Below are 15685 nucleotides of genomic sequence, written 5' to 3'. Positions count from 1 at the left end.
CCTCAGCCCCAGCGGCCGGCCGCGACCTCGTCCTGGGCCGTCGCGTCGACCCAGCCGCCGGTCGTGCCGTCGGCGAGGTGCTCCCGCTTCCAGAACGGGGCGCGCGTCTTGAGGTAGTCCATCAGGAAGTCAGCGGCCTCGAAGGCCGCGACCCGATGGCTGGCGGCGGTGACCACCAGCACGATGCCGTCGCCCGGGCGGACCAAGCCGTGCCGGTGGATCACCCGGAGGGCCTGGAGCGGCCAGCGGGCCATCGCCTCGTCGGCAACCCGCCGGATCTCCGCCTCGGCCATGCCGGGGTAGTGTTCCAGCTCCAGGGCTGTCAGCCGCCCGCCCTCGTCGCGGCACAGGCCGGTGAAGGTCACGACGGCGCCCGCCCGGCCCCCCAGCGCGGCGCTCAGGCCGGCGATCTCGGCGGCGGTGTCGAAGGGCTCGGCCTGGATGCCGACGCTCGGGACGGGGGCGCTCATGGCCCGATCCATAGGAGTCCGCGGCTTCGCCGACCAGCCCCGTCCCTGTCACACCCGGTCCCGCCTCTATATGACACGGTCCGTCGCGCCCTGCCGGCCCGGCGCGCGGCCCGCCATCGTCCGGATGTCCCCGCGCGCTCCGGACGGCGCTGGAGAAGGATACCCGCGTGACCCCCGACCTGATCCTGCCCTACGACGGCGTGCAGCCGGACTTCGCCAGTCGCCCCGTCTGGTGCGGCCGCGGCAGCACGGTGATCGGCGCGGCCCGGATCGGCGCGCAGGCCTGGATCGGCGACGAGGCGGTGATCCGCGCCGACGGCCAGACCGTCACCCTCGGCGACCGCTTCTGGCTCGGACACCGCTCGACGGTGCACATCGCCACCCGGACGCACGGCACGCGGGTGGGCGACCGGGTCACGGTCGGGCGGAACAGCGTCGTCCACGCCTGCACCCTCGGCTCCGACGTGGTCGTCGAGGACGACGTGGTGATCCTCGACGGGGCCGAGATCGGCGACGGCGCGGTGATCGAGGCCGGCGCGACCGTCTTTCCGCGGTCGACGCTGCCCGGCGGCTTCGCCTACGCGGGCAGCCCGGCCCGCCCCAGCCGCGCGATCGGATCCGACGAGGTCGCCGAGCGTGCCGAGCGGGTGCGCGAGCGGATGGGCGACGGGCCCGCGCTTCCGCCGGGAGACGCGCCGGAGATCGAGGACAGCGTCTTCGTGGCGCGCACCGCCCGCCTGCGCGGGCGGGTCAGCCTCGGCGCCGGCGCGAGCGTGCTGTTCTGCTGCGACCTGAACGCGGAGGTCGGACCGATCGTGGTCGGCGCGGACACCAACATCCAGGACAACACGGTCGTCCGGACCCGGGCCGACGGGGTGGTGATCGGGCGCGATACCACCATCGCCCACAATGTCCGGATCGCCGATTGCCGGATCGGGGCGCGGGCGCTGATCGGCATCGGCGCGACGATCGCGTCGGGGACCCTCATCGCCGACGACGTCATGCTGGCGGCCGGAGCCACCACCGATCCCGGGCAGATCCTGGAGGCCGGCTACCTCTGGGGCGGCCGCCCGGCCCGCATCCTCGCGCCCCTCGACGCCGAGAAGCGCGCCCTGATGATCCGCATCGTCGAGGGCTACTGCCGGCACGGCCGGGAATACCGGGCCGCGCAGGAGGCGCTGGCCTGACGCTCCGCCGTCAGTGCTGCAGGATCTTCGACAGGAAGGTCTGCGCGCGCTCGGAGCGCGGGCTGCCGAAGAACTCGTCCTTCCGGGCATCCTCGACGATCTCGCCGCGATCCATGAAGATCACCCGGTCGGCGACCTTGCGGGCGAAGCCCATCTCGTGGGTCACGACCATCATGGTCATGCCTTCCTTGGCGAGCTCCACCATCACGTCGAGCACCTCGCCGACCATCTCGGGGTCGAGGGCCGAGGTCGGCTCGTCGAACAGCATCACCACCGGGTTCATGGCCAGCGCCCGGGCGATGGCGACGCGCTGCTGCTGACCGCCCGAGAGCTGCCCCGGGAACTTGTTCGCGTGGGCGCCGAGGCCGACGCGGGCGAGCAGGTCGAGGCCGCGCTTCTTCGCGTCCTCGGCGCCGCGGCCGAGCACCTTGCGCTGGGCGATGGTGAGGTTGTCGGTGATCGACAGGTGCGGGAAAAGCTCGAAGTGCTGGAACACCATGCCGACCCGCGAGCGGAGCTTCGGCAGGTTGGTCGCCTTGTCGGCAACCTTCGTGCCGGCCACCGTGATCTGGCCCTTCTGGAACGGCTCCAGGGCGTTGACGCACTTGATCAGGGTCGACTTGCCCGAGCCCGAGGGGCCGCAGACGACCACGACCTCGCCCTTGGCGACCTGGGTGCTGCAGTTCGTCAGCACCTGGAAGTCGCCGTACCATTTGCTGATGTTGTCGATGGCGATCATGGTCTCGCCGGGGGCCGCCGCGGGCGCGCCGGAGATCAGGCTGCCCGGCTGCAGGCCGCCATCCTTCGGCGCGTGGCTGGCATCGGCGACGGGTTCGGCGGCGGTGGGGGCCGGCATCGGGGACGAGGTCATGACACGGTCTCCAGTGTCGGTCAGCGGATGATGGCCACGCGGCGCTGCAGGCGGCGCACGAGGTACGAGGCCGAGAAGCAGATCGCAAAATAGACCACCGCGGCGAAGACATACATCTCGACGAGACGGCCGTCGCGCTGGGCGACCTTCGAGGCGGCGCCCATGAAGTCGGTCAGCGAGAGCACGTAGACCAGCGACGTGTCCTGGAACAGGATGATGGTCTGGGTCAGCAGCAGCGGCAGCATGTTGCGGAAGGCCTGGGGCAGGATCACGTTGCCCATGGTCTGCCAGTAGTTCATCCCGAGGGCCTGGGCGGCGGCCGTCTGACCCTTCGGGATCGACTGGATGCCCGCGCGCATGATCTCCGAGAAGTAGGCCGCCTCGAAGGCCATGAAGGTGATCAGGGCCGACGGGAAGGCGCCGACCTGGATCGGCGTCGTGGAGCCGGTCAGGTAGGCGCCGATATACGGCACCAGGAAGTAGAACCAGAAGATCACCAGCACCAGCGGCAGCGAGCGGCAGAGCTCGACGTAGCCCTTGGCGAGGTGCCACAGGCCGGGAATGCCCGACAGGCGCGCCATCGCCAGCAGCGTGCCGATGATCACGCCGCCCACGGCCGCCATGGCGGTGAGCGTCACGGTGAAGACCATGCCCTGACCGAACAGGTAGGGCAGGGAGGAGACGATGACGGAGAAGTCGAAGTTCGAGAGCATCGGGGCCTGTTACCGGTGGCCGTCGGGCGGGGTGGCGGAACGGAAGCGGGCGGCCCTCAGCGCTGGCCGGGGATGGCGACCGCCTTCTCCAGGAAGGTCGCCGCCGTGACGACCACGAGGTTGATGATCACGTAGAGGATCGTCGCCGCCGTGAACGCCTCGAACACCTGGAACGAGAATTCCTGCATCGAGCGGGCCCGGGCGGTCAGCTCCAGCAGGCCGATGGTCAGCGCCACCGACGTGTTCTTGAGATTGTTGAGGAATTCCGAGGTCATCGGCGGCAGGATGATCCGGTAGGCGTTCGGCAGCAGCACGTAGCGGTAGGTCTGGTAGGTCGTGAAGCCCATGGCGGTGCCGGCCATGCGCTGGCCCCGGGGCAGCGACTGGATGCCGGCGCGGACCTGCTCGGCGACGCGGGACGCGGTGAAGAAGCCGAGGCAGACCACGGCCGTGTAGAACGGCGCGTCCGGCAATTGCTTGATCGCGTCGCCGATCCGGGTCGGCACAACTTCGGGGAGCACGAAGTACCAGAGGAACATCTGCACCAGCAGCGGCACGTTGCGGAACAGCTCCACATAGGCCGTGCCGATCGCGTTCGCGGGCTTCGACGGCAGGGTGCGCAGCACGCCGACTAGGGAGCCCAGGAAGAACGCGATCACCCAGGAGCAGAGCGCGGTCGTGATCGTCCACATGAGCCCCGAGAGCAGCATGTCGAGATACGTGCCGTTCCCCTCCGGCGAGGCGTCGAAGAAGATCCGCCAGTTCCAGTTGTAGTTCATCGCGCCGCTTCTACTGTGAACTTACAGAGACGCACCGCGGACCGGAGCCCGCGGTGCGCATCATGGCATGAAACCGTACCGAACGGATCTCAGTAGGCCGCCGGATCGGGGCTCGAGATCGGGGTCGTGAACTGCTTCTTCATCTCCGCGCTCATCGGCAGGTTGAGGTTGATGTTGCGCGGCGGGATCGTCTTGGTGAACCACTTGTCGTAGAGAGCCTTGCCCTCGGGGCTCGTGTAGAGCTTGGCGGTGGCGTCGTCCGCGACCTTCTTGAACTCCGTGTCGTCCTTGCGGAGCATGATGCCGTAGGGCTCGGGCTTCGACAGGGCCTCGGTGGAGATCTCGTAGGCCGACGGGTCCTTCGACGAGGCGGCGAGCGAGGCGAGCAGCACGTCGTCCATCACGAAGGCGGCGGCGCGGCCGGTCTCGACCATCAGGAACGCCTCGGCGTGGTCCTTGGCGGGCAGGATCGTCAGGCCGAGCTTACGCTCCGTGTTGGCCTCGTTGATCTGCTTGATGTTCGTGGTGCCCGAGGTCGACACGACGGTCTTGCCCTTCAGGTCCTCGATCGTGTGCAGGTTGGCCGACTTCTTCGAGACGTAGCGGGTCGCGGTCAGGAAGTGCGAGTTGGTGAACCACACCTGCTTCTCGCGCTCGGCGTTGTTGGTGGTCGAGCCGCACTCGAGATCGATCGTGCCGTTCGCCATCAGCGGGATGCGGGTGGCGGAGGTGACCGGGTTGAGCTTCACCTCGAGGTTCGGGAGGTTGAGCTTGGCCTTCACGGCGTCGGCGATCTTGTAGCAGATGTCCATCGCGTAGCCGATCGGCTTCTGATCGGCGCCGAGATACGAGAACGGCACGGAGGCGTCGCGGTAGCCGATGACGATGGCGTTGGCGTCCTTCACCTTCTTGAGGGTGCCGGTCAGCTCCTCCGCCCGGAGGCTCATCGGAGCGAGGGCGAGGGTCAAGCCCAGCGCCGCGGCGACGCCGCGGCGAGCGATATCAGACTGCATCGGTACGGAACTCCTGGATCGAGCCGAATGGTGTCGGCCGGCGGCGGGATACGCGGGCCCGCCCGCTCGGGCGACGCCATTGCAATGATGGTGCCGGGAGAAGGGTCGAAACGCCGCGCAAGACTGCGGCTGAGTACGGACAAGTTGCGGCCAAGCTCCTGCGCGCGTCCGCAGGTGCGGTCCCCGCCGTCCTCATGGCCTCCTCCCAAGCGCTGAGCCGGCCTCACGCTCGCGCCGGCGGCATCATGCACACTTCTTAGGCGGACGCACGGGGTGCGGAGGACTGATCTGCCCGGAAGGCTGACGAATCCACGGTATAGAAATCGACGACGCCGCCCCCGCGGTATCGGGGGGCGGCGTCGGGCCGGAAATCCGGTCTGTGGCCGCGGCTTACTTCGTCAGCTCATTGCCGCTGTAGTCGATCTTGCCGTCCGGCCCCTTCTTCCACTCGTACATGACGTAGTCGGGCCGGGTGATGTCGCCCTTCTTGTCGTAGGCGATGGGTCCGACCACCGTGTCCACCGGCTTGCCCTGGTGCAGCCACTCGGCGAGCTTCTTGCCGTCGCTGGAGCCCGTCTCGGCCATCGCCTTCGCCAGGACCTGCACGGCCGCGTACGAGTAGAGGGTGTAGCCCTCGGGATCGATGTTCTTGGCCTTGAACGCGGCGAGCGCCGCCTTGGCGTTCGGGTTCTTGCGGGCGTCCGGCGGGAAGGTGGTCAGCGTGCCCTCGGCGGCGGGACCGGCGATCGCCACGAGCTCGCGGTCGACCATGCCGTCGCCGCCCATCATCGGCGCCTTCAGGCCCTGGTCGCGCATCTGGCGCAGGATCAGCCCGGCCTCGGTGTAGTAGCCGCCGAAATAGACGACGTCGACGTTGGCGGACTTCAGCTTGGAGACGAGGGCGGAGTAATCCTTCTCGCCCGGATTGATGCCCTCGAACATCACGTCCTTGCCGCCCTTGGCCTTGAGGGCCTTCAGGGTCTCGTCGGCCAGGCCCTTGCCGTAGGGCGTCTTGTCGTGGACGAAGGCGATCTTCTTGCCCTTGAAGTGCTCGGCCAGGTAGTTGCCCGCCACCGCGCCCTGCTGGTCGTCGCGGCCGCAGGTGCGGAACGTGTTCCACATGCCGCGCTCGGTGAACTTCACGTTCGTGGAGGCCGGCGTGACCTGGATGATGCCGGCGTCGAGGTAGACGTCGGAGGCCGGGATCGAGACGCCGGAATTGTAGTCGCCGACGACCATCTTCACGCCGTCGCTGGCGAACTTGTTGGCCACCGAGACGCCCTGCTTCGGGTCGGAGGCGTCGTCGCCGACCGTGACGGTCAGCGTCGTGCCCTTCAGCGTGCCGGCCTTGTTGAGGTCCTCGACCGCCTGGCTCGCACCGTTCTTGAGCTGCGCGCCGATGGCGGCGCTGTTGCCGGTGATCGGCGCGGCGACGCCGAGCTTGACCTCGGCGGCCTGCGCGGCCGTCACCATCGCGCCGAGGGCGAGCCCGGCCAGCAGAATCGATCTCATCGCGTACTTCCCCTAGATGTCAGGACCGCACGTGCGGATCCGGCCGCACTCATCGGACCTCGCCGGCCGCGGGCGCCCGCGCGCGCCATGTCAGCGGTGAGGTCTTCTCGTAGAGCCAGCGGTACTGGCTCGTCATCTGGCGCGTCCGCGTGTAGCGGAAGCCCGCCGCGCCGATGATCATGACGACGACCGCGTCGACCGCATAGTAGTGCAGCGACAGCAGGGTGCCCGAAAACAGGGCGTAATGGATGAAGCGCACGGCGGTTGCCACCAGGAGCAGCGCCAGGGCGCATTGCCAGAACGGCCGCCAGCCCCGGGCGATGCCGCGGGCCGCCATCCAGCCGGCCCAGCCGCCCATGACGACGGTCACGAGCAGGAACAGCCAGGCCGACGGCTCCTCGTACAGGATCCCCTGCAGCATGCTCATGTCCCGACCGGGCCGGCATGGCCCCCTTCCAGATAGGCGGCCTGAACGTTCGGATCGTCGAGCAGCGCCCGCCCGGTCCCGCTCATGGTGACCCGGCCGTTGACCAGCACGTAGCCGCGATGGGCGAGCTTGAGGGCGTGGTAGGCGTTCTGCTCGACGAGGAAGATCGTCATGCCGTCGGTCCGGTTCAGCTCCCGGATCGCGTCGAAGATGCCCTTCACCACCAGGGGCGCGAGGCCGAGGGACGGCTCGTCGAGGAGCAGCAGCCGCGGGCGGCTCATCAGCGCCCGGGCGATGGCCAGCATCTGCTGCTCGCCCCCCGACATGGTGCCGGCGCGCTGGTTCAGGCGCTCCTTCACCCGCGGGAACAGGGTGCAGACCTTCTCCAGATCCTCGGCGAAGAAGCGCCCGTCGTGGAGCGCGGCGCCCATCTGGAGGTTCTCGTAGACGGTCATGCGCGGGAAGACCCGGCGCCCCTCCGGCGACTGGGCGATGCCGAGCCGGGCGATGGCGTGGGTCGGCAGCCGGGTGATGTCGCGCCCGTCGTAGGTGATCGTCCCCGACCGCGCCTGCGGGCTGCCGAAGATCGTCATCATCAGGGTCGACTTGCCGGCGCCGTTGGCGCCGATCAGCGTGACGATCTCGCCCTCGGCGACGTCGAGATCGACCCCGCGCAGGGCGGCGACGCTGCCGTAATAGGTCGAGACGTCGCGCACCGCGAGGAGCGGCGGCTTCTTCCCCGCCTGGATCGCCCGGGTCTCCTCGACCAGGACGTTGATGCCGGCGACGCTCATGCCGACGCTCCCGTGTGCGCCGCGTCCCCGTGCGGCACGGTGATCCCGACCTCGGCCTCCACGGCCTCGACCTCCTCGTCCTCGACGCCGAGATAGGCGGCGATCACCTTCGGGTCGGCCCGCACCTCGGCCGGGGAGCCGTCGGCGATCTTCACGCCGTAATCGAGCACGACCACGTGGTCGGAGATCTCCATCACCACCGACATGTCGTGCTCGATCAGCAGCACCGAGGTGTCGTGCGCGTCGCGGATGTGGCGCAGGAGGCCGTTCAGCTCGGCCGATTCCCGGGGGTTGAGGCCGGCTGCCGGCTCGTCGAGGCAGAGCAGGACCGGGTCGGTGCACATCGCCCGGGCGATCTCCAGGCGCCGCTGGGCGCCGTAGGGCAGGGCGCCCGCAGGATCGTCCGCCCGCGCCATCAGGTCGATGCGCTCGAGCCAGGCCTTCGCCCGCTCGATCGCGGCGTCCTGCGCGTCCCGGTAGGTCCTGAGACCGAGAAGCCCCAGGATCGTGTAGCCCGACGCGCGCATCAGCGGCGCGTGCTGGGCGACCAGCAGGTTCTCCAGGACGGTCATGCCCTGGAACAGGCGGATGTTCTGGAAGGTCCGGGCGACCCGCGCGGTGCGGTTGACCTTGTGGTTGGGAAGCCGCTCCAGCAGATGCGACGTGCCGTCGGCGTGCGCCAGCGTCAGCATGCCCTCGGTCGGCTTGTAGAAGCCGGTGATGCAGTTGAACACCGTGGTCTTGCCGGCCCCGTTCGGGCCGATCAGCGCGGTGATGTCGCCGCGGCGTGCCTCGAAGGACAGGTCGGAGACGGCGGTGAGGCCGCCGAACCGCATGGTCAGGTGCTCGACCGTGAGCACCGGCGGGGGGAGAGGTGACGTCGCCATCAGCCGTGCCCCTCGCTGACGTGGGCGCCCGAGACCGCGCGCCGCTGGCCCAGCGACACCGACGGCATGCGCTCGGAGATCAGGCCGCGGGGTCGCCAGACCATCATGGCGACCATGGCCAGCCCGAACAGGAGCAGGCGGTACTCGCTGGGGTCGAAGCCCTCGCCGAACACGGCCTTCAGGAAGCCGAGGTTGCGCAGCATCTCCGGGCCGCCGACCATCGCCACCGCGGCTATGGCGACGCCGACCTGGCTGCCCATGCCGCCCAGCACCACGATCGCCAGGATGATGGCGCTCTCGAGGAAGTTGAAGCTCTCCGGGCTGATGAAGCCCTGGCGCACGGCGAAGAACGAGCCCGCGAAGCCCCCGAAGGCCGCGCCCAGCGCGAAGGCCGTGAGCTTCGTGGCCGTCGTGTCGATGCCGAGCGACCGGCAGGCGATCTCGTCCTCGCGCAGGGCCTCCCAGGCCCGCCCGATCGGCAGGCGGCGCAGGCGTAGGGTGACGAAGTTGGTGATCAGGGCCAGCGCCAGGATCAGGTAGTACAGGAAGACGAGGCGGTGCATCGAGTCGTACGGGATGCCGAAGGTCGCGGCGAACCCGCCCTCGCCCGCCGTGAACGGGATGCCGAAGAAGGTCGCCCGCGGGATCGACGAGATGCCCGCGCCGCCGCCGGTGACGTCGGTCCAGTTGATCAGGACGAGGCGGATGATCTCGCCGAAGGCCAGGGTGACGATGGCGAGGTAGTCGCCGCGCAGGCGCAGCACCGGGAAGCCGAGGATCATCCCCCACAGGCCCGCGAACAGGCCCGCCAGCGGCAGGCAGACCCAGAACGACAGGCCGAAGGTGGTCGAGAGCAGCGCGTAGGAGTAGGCCCCGACCGCGTAGAAGGCGACGTAGCCGAGGTCGAGCAGGCCCGCGAGGCCGACCACGATGTTCAGGCCCCAGCCGAGCATCACGTAGGTGAGGATCAGGATGCCGAGGTCGATCCAGTAGCGGGCCGAGGACAGGCCGCCGGTCGCCAGCGCGGAGATCATCGGCAGCGTCAGCGCGACGAAGATGAACAGCCAGAGGCCGACCTTCGAGGTCTTCTGCCCGGCGTCGGGCTCGCCGTGCACGGCCTCGGTGGCCTGGGCCGGGGAGGGGGTCAGCGCCCGACGCGCGTCGCGGCGCAGCAGTACGAGGCGCTGGACGAGGCGCAGCACGAAGATCGCCGCGCAGAGCGCCGCCACCAGCCCCCAGCGCGGCACGAGCACCAACTCGGTCCCGGGCCCGGGATCGGTGCGGAAGGCGATGATCGGGACGCAGAGGCCGAAGGTGACGAGGGCGTAGAGGGCGGCGTCGCGCAGGATGCCGGCCATCGCGGAGCCGGGGAGAGCGTTCTGCGAGGCGGCCATCAGACTTTCTCGACCTCGGGCCGGCCCAGGATGCCCGACGGCATGAAGATCAGCACGATCGCCAGGATCGAGAAGGCGGCGACGTCCTTGTACTCGATGGAGAAATAGGCCGACCAGAAGGTCTCGATCAGGCCGATGATCAGGCCGCCGAGCACCGCCCCGGGCAGGGAGCCGATGCCGCCGAGCACCGCCGCCGTGAAGGCCTTCACGCCGGGCACGAACCCGTCCGAGAAGGACACGACGCCGTAGTACATGAGGTAGAGGACGCCCGCGACGGCCGCGAGCGCGGCGCCGAGCACGAAGGTCAGCGAGATCGTGCGGTCGACGTCGATGCCGAGCAGCGCCGCCATCTTGCGGTCCTGCTCGCAGGCGCGCTGCGCCCGGCCGAAGGGCGTGCGCTGCACGAGGTACCAGAAGCCGGTGAGCAGCACGGCGGTCACCGCCATGATCAGCACCTGCTTCCAGGCCAGGAACACCGCGTAGCCGTCGCGCTCGAACAGGGTGATGCCGCCCGACAGCATCGGCGGGGTCGGCTTGTTGCGCGCGCCCTGCACAACCTGCACGAAGTTCGACAGGAAGATCGAGACGCCGATCGCCGAGATCAGGGGCGCCAGCCGGAACGAGCCGCGCAGCGGCCGGTAGGCCACCCGCTCGATCGCCCAGCCCCACAGGGCGGTGAGCGCCATGGCGACCACCAGCACCACCAGGAAGGCCAGCGCGATGGAGCTGACCCCGAGCCAGACCGTCAGCAGCAGGAAGGTGATGAGCGCGATGAAGCAGGAGACCATGAAGACGTCGCCGTGGGCGAAGTTCACCATGCCGATGATGCCGAACACCATCGTGTAGCCGATCGCGATCAGGCCGTAGATCGAGCCGAGCGTCAGCCCGTTGATGAGCTGCTGTACGAAGACGTCCATGAACTCTCGCGCGCAGGTTGCTTGGGCCGCCTACGGAGAGCGCAGGCAGCTTGGCGGGGCAAGTCTCGTACCGCAGCCGTAGCACACCGGCCACAGGTTTCATCGCCGCCCGAGCGTCGCGTGAAAACAGTCGACCACGCCAGTAACGCCCCCTGGTCGGGCTTGCGTGTGGCGCAGTTCCTGCGACACGTTAACGAATTGAAATGCTCGATCATCCCGGGCCCGTGCGAGGAGCAGTACCGATGGCAGGGTCGCGACTCACGACGATGATCTTCGTCGGCATGCTCCTCGGAATCGCCGTCGGCTACGCCTGCAGCATCACCTGGCCCGACCCGCAGACCGCCAAGGAGATCGCCGGCTACATCGCGCTGGTCTCCGACGTGTTCCTGCGGCTGATCAAGATGATCATCGCGCCGCTGGTCTTCTCCACGCTGGTGGTCGGCATCGCGCATCTCGGGGACACGGCGTCGGTCGGCCGGGTCGGCGGCAAGGCGCTGCTCTGGTTCGTCGGCGCCTCGTTCTGCTCGCTGATGCTCGGCCTCATCATGGTCAACCTGATGCAGCCCGGCCACAACCTGAACCTGCCGCTGCCCGATGCCGGGGCCGGCACCGGGCTCAAGGCGGCCTCGCTCTCGCTCAAGGAGTTCGTGACGCACCTCGTGCCGAAGAGCGCCGTCGAGGCGATGGCCAACAACGAGATCCTGCAGATCGTGGTCTTCTCGATCTTCTTCGGCGTGGGCCTCGCCGCCCTCGGCGAGAAGGGGCGCCTGCTCGCGCAGGGCATCGAGGGCGTCGCCGACGTGATGCTCAAGGTGACGGGCTACGTGATGATGTTCGCCCCCGTGGCGGTGTTCGCCGCCATCGCGGCGACCATCACCACGCAGGGCATCGGCGTGCTGATCACCTACGGCAAGTTCCTCGTGGAGTTCTACATCGGCCTCGGCGTGCTCTGGGTGCTGCTGATGGGGGTCGGCTTCCTGATGCTCGGGGCCGGCGGCATCATGCGCCTGTTCAACCTGATCAAGGAGCCCTTCGTCCTGGCCTTCTCGACCGCGTCGAGCGAGGCGGCCTACCCGAAGATGCTGACGAACCTGGAGAAGTTCGGGGTGCCGAACCGCATCACGTCGTTCGTTCTGCCGATGGGCTACTCGTTCAATCTCGACGGCTCGATGATGTACTGCACCTTCGCGGTGATGTTCATCGCGCAGGCCTACAACATCCCGCTGAGCTGGGGCCAGCAGCTCACGATGCTGCTGCTGCTGATGGTGACGTCGAAGGGCATGGCCGGCGTGCCGCGCGCCTCGCTGGTGGTGATCTCGGCGACGCTGTCGCACTTCAACATCCCGGAGGCCGGGCTGCTGCTGATCATCGGCATCGACCAGTTCCTGGACATGGGGCGCTCGGCCACCAACGTGCTGGGCAACAGCGTCGCCACCGTGGCGGTCGCCAAGTGGGAGGGACAGCTCACCGCCACCGACCAGCGGCTCGACCATGTCGGCACCATGGCTTCGCCGGCGGAGTAGGGGCCGGTCCGGGGAAATCTGCGCGCGCCGGGATGGCGGGCGCAGGAAGGCCGCTCTCATGAGCGCTCTCACGACGGGTGCCCGGAATCGCGGCGTTGCTTGTGCGGTGCCCTTCGGAGGCGGAGTGATGACGATGCGGCTCGTCGCGGTTGTGGCGCTGGCGCTGGCGGCGACGCCCGCCTCCGCCGTCGAGGTGCTCACGGGGACGCTCAGGAGCGTGGCCGAGCGCGGGGAGATCGTGCTCGGCTACCGGGAGAGCTCGGTGCCGTTCTCCTTCGTGGAGGGCAAGCAGCCGGACGGCAGCCCCCGCCCGATCGGCTACGCCATCGACCTCTGCGGCGAGATCGCCGACGACGTCCAGGCGGCGATCGGCCGGCCCGTGAAGATCCGCTACGCGCCGGTCACCGCCGAGACGCGCATCGAGGCGGTGACCTCCGGCAAGATCGACCTCGAGTGCGGCTCGACCACCGCCAATGCCGAGCGCCGCAAGCAGGTCGCCTTCTCGCCCGTGGACTACATCAGCGCGACGCAGCTGCTGGTGAGGCGCGGATCGGGCATCGCCTCCTACCGGGATCTCGGCGGGAGGACCGTCGTGGTGACGGCCGGCACCACCAACGAGAAGGCCGTGCGCGACCAGCTCGCCCGCCTGAAGATCAACGCGCAGGTGGTGACCGCCCCAGACCATGCCGCCTCCTACGCGATGGTGAAGGCCGGCAAGGCCGACGCCTTCGCCACCGACGACGTGCTGCTCTACGGGCTGATCGCGACGGACGCGAAGGACGGGGCGGACTACACGGTCCTGCCCGACAAGCTCTCCTACGAGCCCTACGGCATCATGTTCCGCAAGGACGACCCGGAACTCGCCGGCCTCGTGCAGCAGACCTTCACCCGGCTCGCCGAAACCCGGGCGCTGCGCTGGACCTACGAGCGCTGGTTCCTCAAGCGGCTGCCCAACGGCGAGCGCCTCGACATCCCGATGTCGAACGACCTGCGGGTGAGCTTCCAGCTGATGGGCCTCGACGGGGGCGAGTGACCGGCGCGGGGTCGGTACGGCGCCTCGCTTTCGCCCAACCGGCGCGCGAGGAGATCCGGCCTGACCGCCTCCCTCCGCGAGCGTGCCTCCGCCCATGCCGATCGCCGCGCACTGTCCGAAACCGCCCGCCCTTCTGCTGGCCGCCGCCCTCGGCTGCGCCGCCTCGGCCGCCGCCGCCCACCCGCATGTCTGGGTGACCGCCAAGGCCCAGCTCGTCTACGAGGGCGGCAAGCTCGTCGGCGTCCGCGACACGTGGAGCTTCGACCCCGAGTACACGGCCTTCGTCACGCAGGGCCTCGACACCGACAAAGACGGCAAGCTCAGCCCGGAGGAACTCGCCGGGCTCGCCGCCGAGAACACCGCCAACCTCGCCGAGTTCGGCTACTTCACGAAGCTGAAGGTCGGCGGCAAGGACCAGGCCTTCGGCGATCCGAAGGAGCCGGCGGCGCATATGGACGACCGGGCGCTGGTCATGACCTTCCTGCTGCCCCTCAAGACTCCGGTCCAGCAGGGGCGGGGGTCGCCGCGCTGGAGGTCTACGACCCGACCTACTTCGTCGCCTTCTCGTTCGCCGAGGGCGCCGACGCCGCGACCCTCGCGGGGGCGCCCCAGGGCTGCGCCGCCACGGTCACCCGGCCGAAGACCGAGCAGCCGAAGACGGCCGATGCCGGGTCGCCGGGCATGACCGAGGCCTTCTTCGAGGCGCTCACCGCCGCCTCGACCTACGGGGTGCAGTTCGCCAGCCGGGTCCTCGTGGCATGTCCGTAGGCGTCGGGATCGTCGCCCCCGCCGGGGCGGGGCGGCTGGGGCTGAGGCTCGGCCTCATGGCCGCGGCCATCGCGCTGGCCGCGTTGCTGGCGGCCGCGATCGCGTGGCTCGTCGCGCCCGGCCTCGCCGCGCCGCCGCCGCGCTCGCCCTTCGGCATCGGCTTCCGGGAGGCCGCCCCGGCCGCCACGGGGCTCGGCGGCGTGATCCTGGCGCTCCAGGCGAGCTTCTCCCGCAGCCTCAACGCCGCGGTGAGCGCGCTGCGAGGCGGCGGCAGCTGGACCCCGCTCATCGGCCTCGCCTTCGCGTACGGCGTGTTCCACGCCGCCGGCCCGGGCCACGGCAAGGCGGTGATCGCGGGCTACATCCTGGCGGGGGAGCGGGCGCTCCGGCGCGGCGCCGCGCTAAGCGTCCTCGCCGCGCTGCTCCAGGCCTGCGTGGCCGGGGCGATCGTCGGGCTCGGCACGCTGGCCCTCAACGCCACGGCGGCGAGCATCACCCGGGCCGGCACCCTGATCGAGACCGTGAGCTTCGCCCTCGTCGCACTGATCGGGCTGGTCCTGACGTGGCGCAAGGCCGGCCGCCTCGCCAATCTCGGCGCGGGCTGCGGACCGGGCTGCAACCACCTGCCCGGTCCGCAGACCCTCGACACCCTCGACACGTGGCGCGAGCGCGCCGGGGTGGTGCTGGCGGCGGGCACGCGCCCCTGCGCGGGGGCGGTGCTGGTCCTGGTCTTCGCGGTGTCGCAGGGCGTGCCCGGGGCGGGCGTGCTGGCGGTCCTCGCGATGGCCCTCGGCACGGCGGTGACCACGACCGCGCTGGCCTGCCTCGCGGTCTTCGCCAAGCGGATGGCGCTGCGCCTCGCGGGCGGACGGGGGCAGGCCGGGCTGCTGGCGCTCGGCGGCCTCGAGCTCGTCGCCGCCGCCTTCGTGCTGGTCCTGGGCACCGCGATGCTCTCCGGCCTCGCGCCGGGCCTCGGCGGATGAAGGGCCTCGCCTTCCGGGGCGCGGCGTGCCACGCTGCGCGACCGAGACGGAGAGCGCGCCGATGCATCCCGACTTCGCGACGATCCTGAACTGGCGTCTGCTCGCCGGATCGCATCCCTTCCCCGGCCCCGACGGCGGGACCTGCATCAACGAGGCGGCGATCGTGGCCGCGGGGCTGCCCTACCGGGCGATACGCTCCAGCGCCGACTGCCCGCCCTGCTTCTCGCGGCCGGCCGCCGCCTACGCCCTCGGGCTCAACGACGCCATGCCGGACGAGGCGCGGCCCCAGCTCATGGCCTTCGTCCTGCGCCTGTCGGGCAGCGCCGACACCCCGGAGATCGAGGCCGCCCGCACCCGGCGGCTGGCGCTGGAGAGCGTCCGCCGCATCCTGGCGCCGCTCTGCGCCGTCGCCGG

General features: G+C 69.9%; 15 protein-coding genes and 2 pseudogenes. 6 read left to right on the top strand and 11 right to left on the bottom strand.

Going from position 1 to position 15685, the window contains the following annotated elements:
• Positions 1-2: 2 nt before the first annotated feature.
• Positions 3-470 carry a molybdenum cofactor biosynthesis protein MoaE gene (locus ME121_RS17125; RefSeq protein WP_024830076.1) on the bottom strand — a complete coding sequence of 156 codons (468 nt, stop codon included), beginning with the start codon at positions 468-470 and terminating at the stop codon, positions 3-5.
• A gap of 167 nt (positions 471-637) precedes the next feature.
• On the opposite strand from ME121_RS17125, the gene ME121_RS17120 reads away from it, so the two are divergent.
• Positions 638-1657, top strand: coding sequence for a gamma carbonic anhydrase family protein (locus ME121_RS17120; RefSeq protein WP_053620789.1), 1020 nt, complete (start codon positions 638-640; stop codon positions 1655-1657).
• Between the two features lie 10 nt (positions 1658-1667).
• Here ME121_RS17120 and ME121_RS17115 read toward each other — a convergent pair whose 3' ends face one another.
• The 10 genes from ME121_RS17115 to ME121_RS17070 form a co-directional block, all read right to left on the bottom strand.
• The gene (locus ME121_RS17115; protein WP_024830078.1) at positions 1668-2396 is read right to left on the bottom strand and encodes an amino acid ABC transporter ATP-binding protein; all 729 of its coding nucleotides are present in this window, start codon (positions 2394-2396) and stop codon (positions 1668-1670) included.
• A 152-nt stretch (positions 2397-2548) separates the two neighbouring features.
• Complete coding sequence (locus ME121_RS17110; RefSeq protein WP_012319225.1) at positions 2549-3241, bottom strand: amino acid ABC transporter permease; 693 nt, start codon at positions 3239-3241, stop codon at positions 2549-2551.
• A gap of 56 nt (positions 3242-3297) precedes the next feature.
• The gene (locus tag ME121_RS17105; RefSeq protein ID WP_059409257.1) at positions 3298-4020 is read right to left on the bottom strand and encodes an amino acid ABC transporter permease; all 723 of its coding nucleotides are present in this window, start codon (positions 4018-4020) and stop codon (positions 3298-3300) included.
• Between the two features lie 89 nt (positions 4021-4109).
• Complete coding sequence (locus ME121_RS17100; protein WP_012319223.1) at positions 4110-5033, bottom strand: amino acid ABC transporter substrate-binding protein; 924 nt, start codon at positions 5031-5033, stop codon at positions 4110-4112.
• A gap of 390 nt (positions 5034-5423) precedes the next feature.
• Positions 5424-6545 carry a branched-chain amino acid ABC transporter substrate-binding protein gene (locus tag ME121_RS17095; protein WP_043073711.1) on the bottom strand — a complete coding sequence of 374 codons (1122 nt, stop codon included), beginning with the start codon at positions 6543-6545 and terminating at the stop codon, positions 5424-5426.
• Between the two features lie 49 nt (positions 6546-6594).
• Positions 6595-6963: a DUF6867 family protein gene (locus tag ME121_RS17090; RefSeq protein ID WP_059409284.1), complete on the bottom strand. Its 369-nt coding sequence runs from the start codon at positions 6961-6963 to the stop codon at positions 6595-6597.
• 5 nt (positions 6964-6968) lie between these two features.
• The gene (locus tag ME121_RS17085) at positions 6969-7766 is read right to left on the bottom strand and encodes an ABC transporter ATP-binding protein (RefSeq protein ID WP_012319220.1); all 798 of its coding nucleotides are present in this window, start codon (positions 7764-7766) and stop codon (positions 6969-6971) included.
• On the bottom strand, positions 7763-8653 hold the full coding sequence (locus ME121_RS17080) for an ABC transporter ATP-binding protein (RefSeq protein ID WP_024830082.1): 891 nt from the start codon (positions 8651-8653) through the stop codon (positions 7763-7765). The genes ME121_RS17085 and ME121_RS17080 overlap by 4 nt, the downstream gene beginning before the upstream one ends.
• On the bottom strand, positions 8653-10047 hold the full coding sequence (livM, locus tag ME121_RS17075; protein ID WP_059409256.1) for a high-affinity branched-chain amino acid ABC transporter permease LivM: 1395 nt from the start codon (positions 10045-10047) through the stop codon (positions 8653-8655). The genes ME121_RS17080 and livM overlap by 1 nt, the downstream gene beginning before the upstream one ends.
• Entirely contained in the window at positions 10047-10964 is a 918-nt protein-coding gene (locus tag ME121_RS17070; protein WP_012319217.1) for a branched-chain amino acid ABC transporter permease, read from the bottom strand. The genes livM and ME121_RS17070 overlap by 1 nt, the downstream gene beginning before the upstream one ends.
• 242 nt (positions 10965-11206) lie before the next feature.
• On the opposite strand from ME121_RS17070, the gene ME121_RS17065 reads away from it, so the two are divergent.
• From ME121_RS17065 to ME121_RS17045, 5 genes and pseudogenes are all read left to right on the top strand, one after another.
• Entirely contained in the window at positions 11207-12487 is a 1281-nt protein-coding gene (locus tag ME121_RS17065) for a dicarboxylate/amino acid:cation symporter (RefSeq protein ID WP_059409255.1), read from the top strand.
• Positions 12488-12614: 127 nt separating this feature from the next.
• A complete protein-coding gene (locus ME121_RS17060; protein ID WP_059409252.1) occupies positions 12615-13520 on the top strand; it encodes an amino acid ABC transporter substrate-binding protein in 906 nt (301 codons plus the stop codon).
• Positions 13521-13614: 94 nt separating this feature from the next.
• Positions 13615-14288 (top strand): annotated as a pseudogene (locus ME121_RS17055) (DUF1007 family protein).
• Positions 14279-15271, top strand: coding sequence for a nickel/cobalt transporter (locus ME121_RS17050; protein ID WP_059409251.1), 993 nt, complete (start codon positions 14279-14281; stop codon positions 15269-15271). Before ME121_RS17055 ends, ME121_RS17050 begins: the two are co-directional and overlap by 10 nt.
• Before the next feature lie 61 nt (positions 15272-15332).
• A pseudogene (locus tag ME121_RS17045) lies at positions 15333-15685 on the top strand (hypothetical protein); the annotation flags it as partial.

The sequence above is a fragment of the Methylobacterium sp. ME121 genome (assembly GCF_000974725.1).
Classification (GTDB): domain Bacteria; phylum Pseudomonadota; class Alphaproteobacteria; order Rhizobiales; family Beijerinckiaceae; genus Methylobacterium; species Methylobacterium radiotolerans.
Note: the sequence above shows the minus strand (reverse complement) of the source record. Positions and strands in the feature narration are given on the sequence as shown.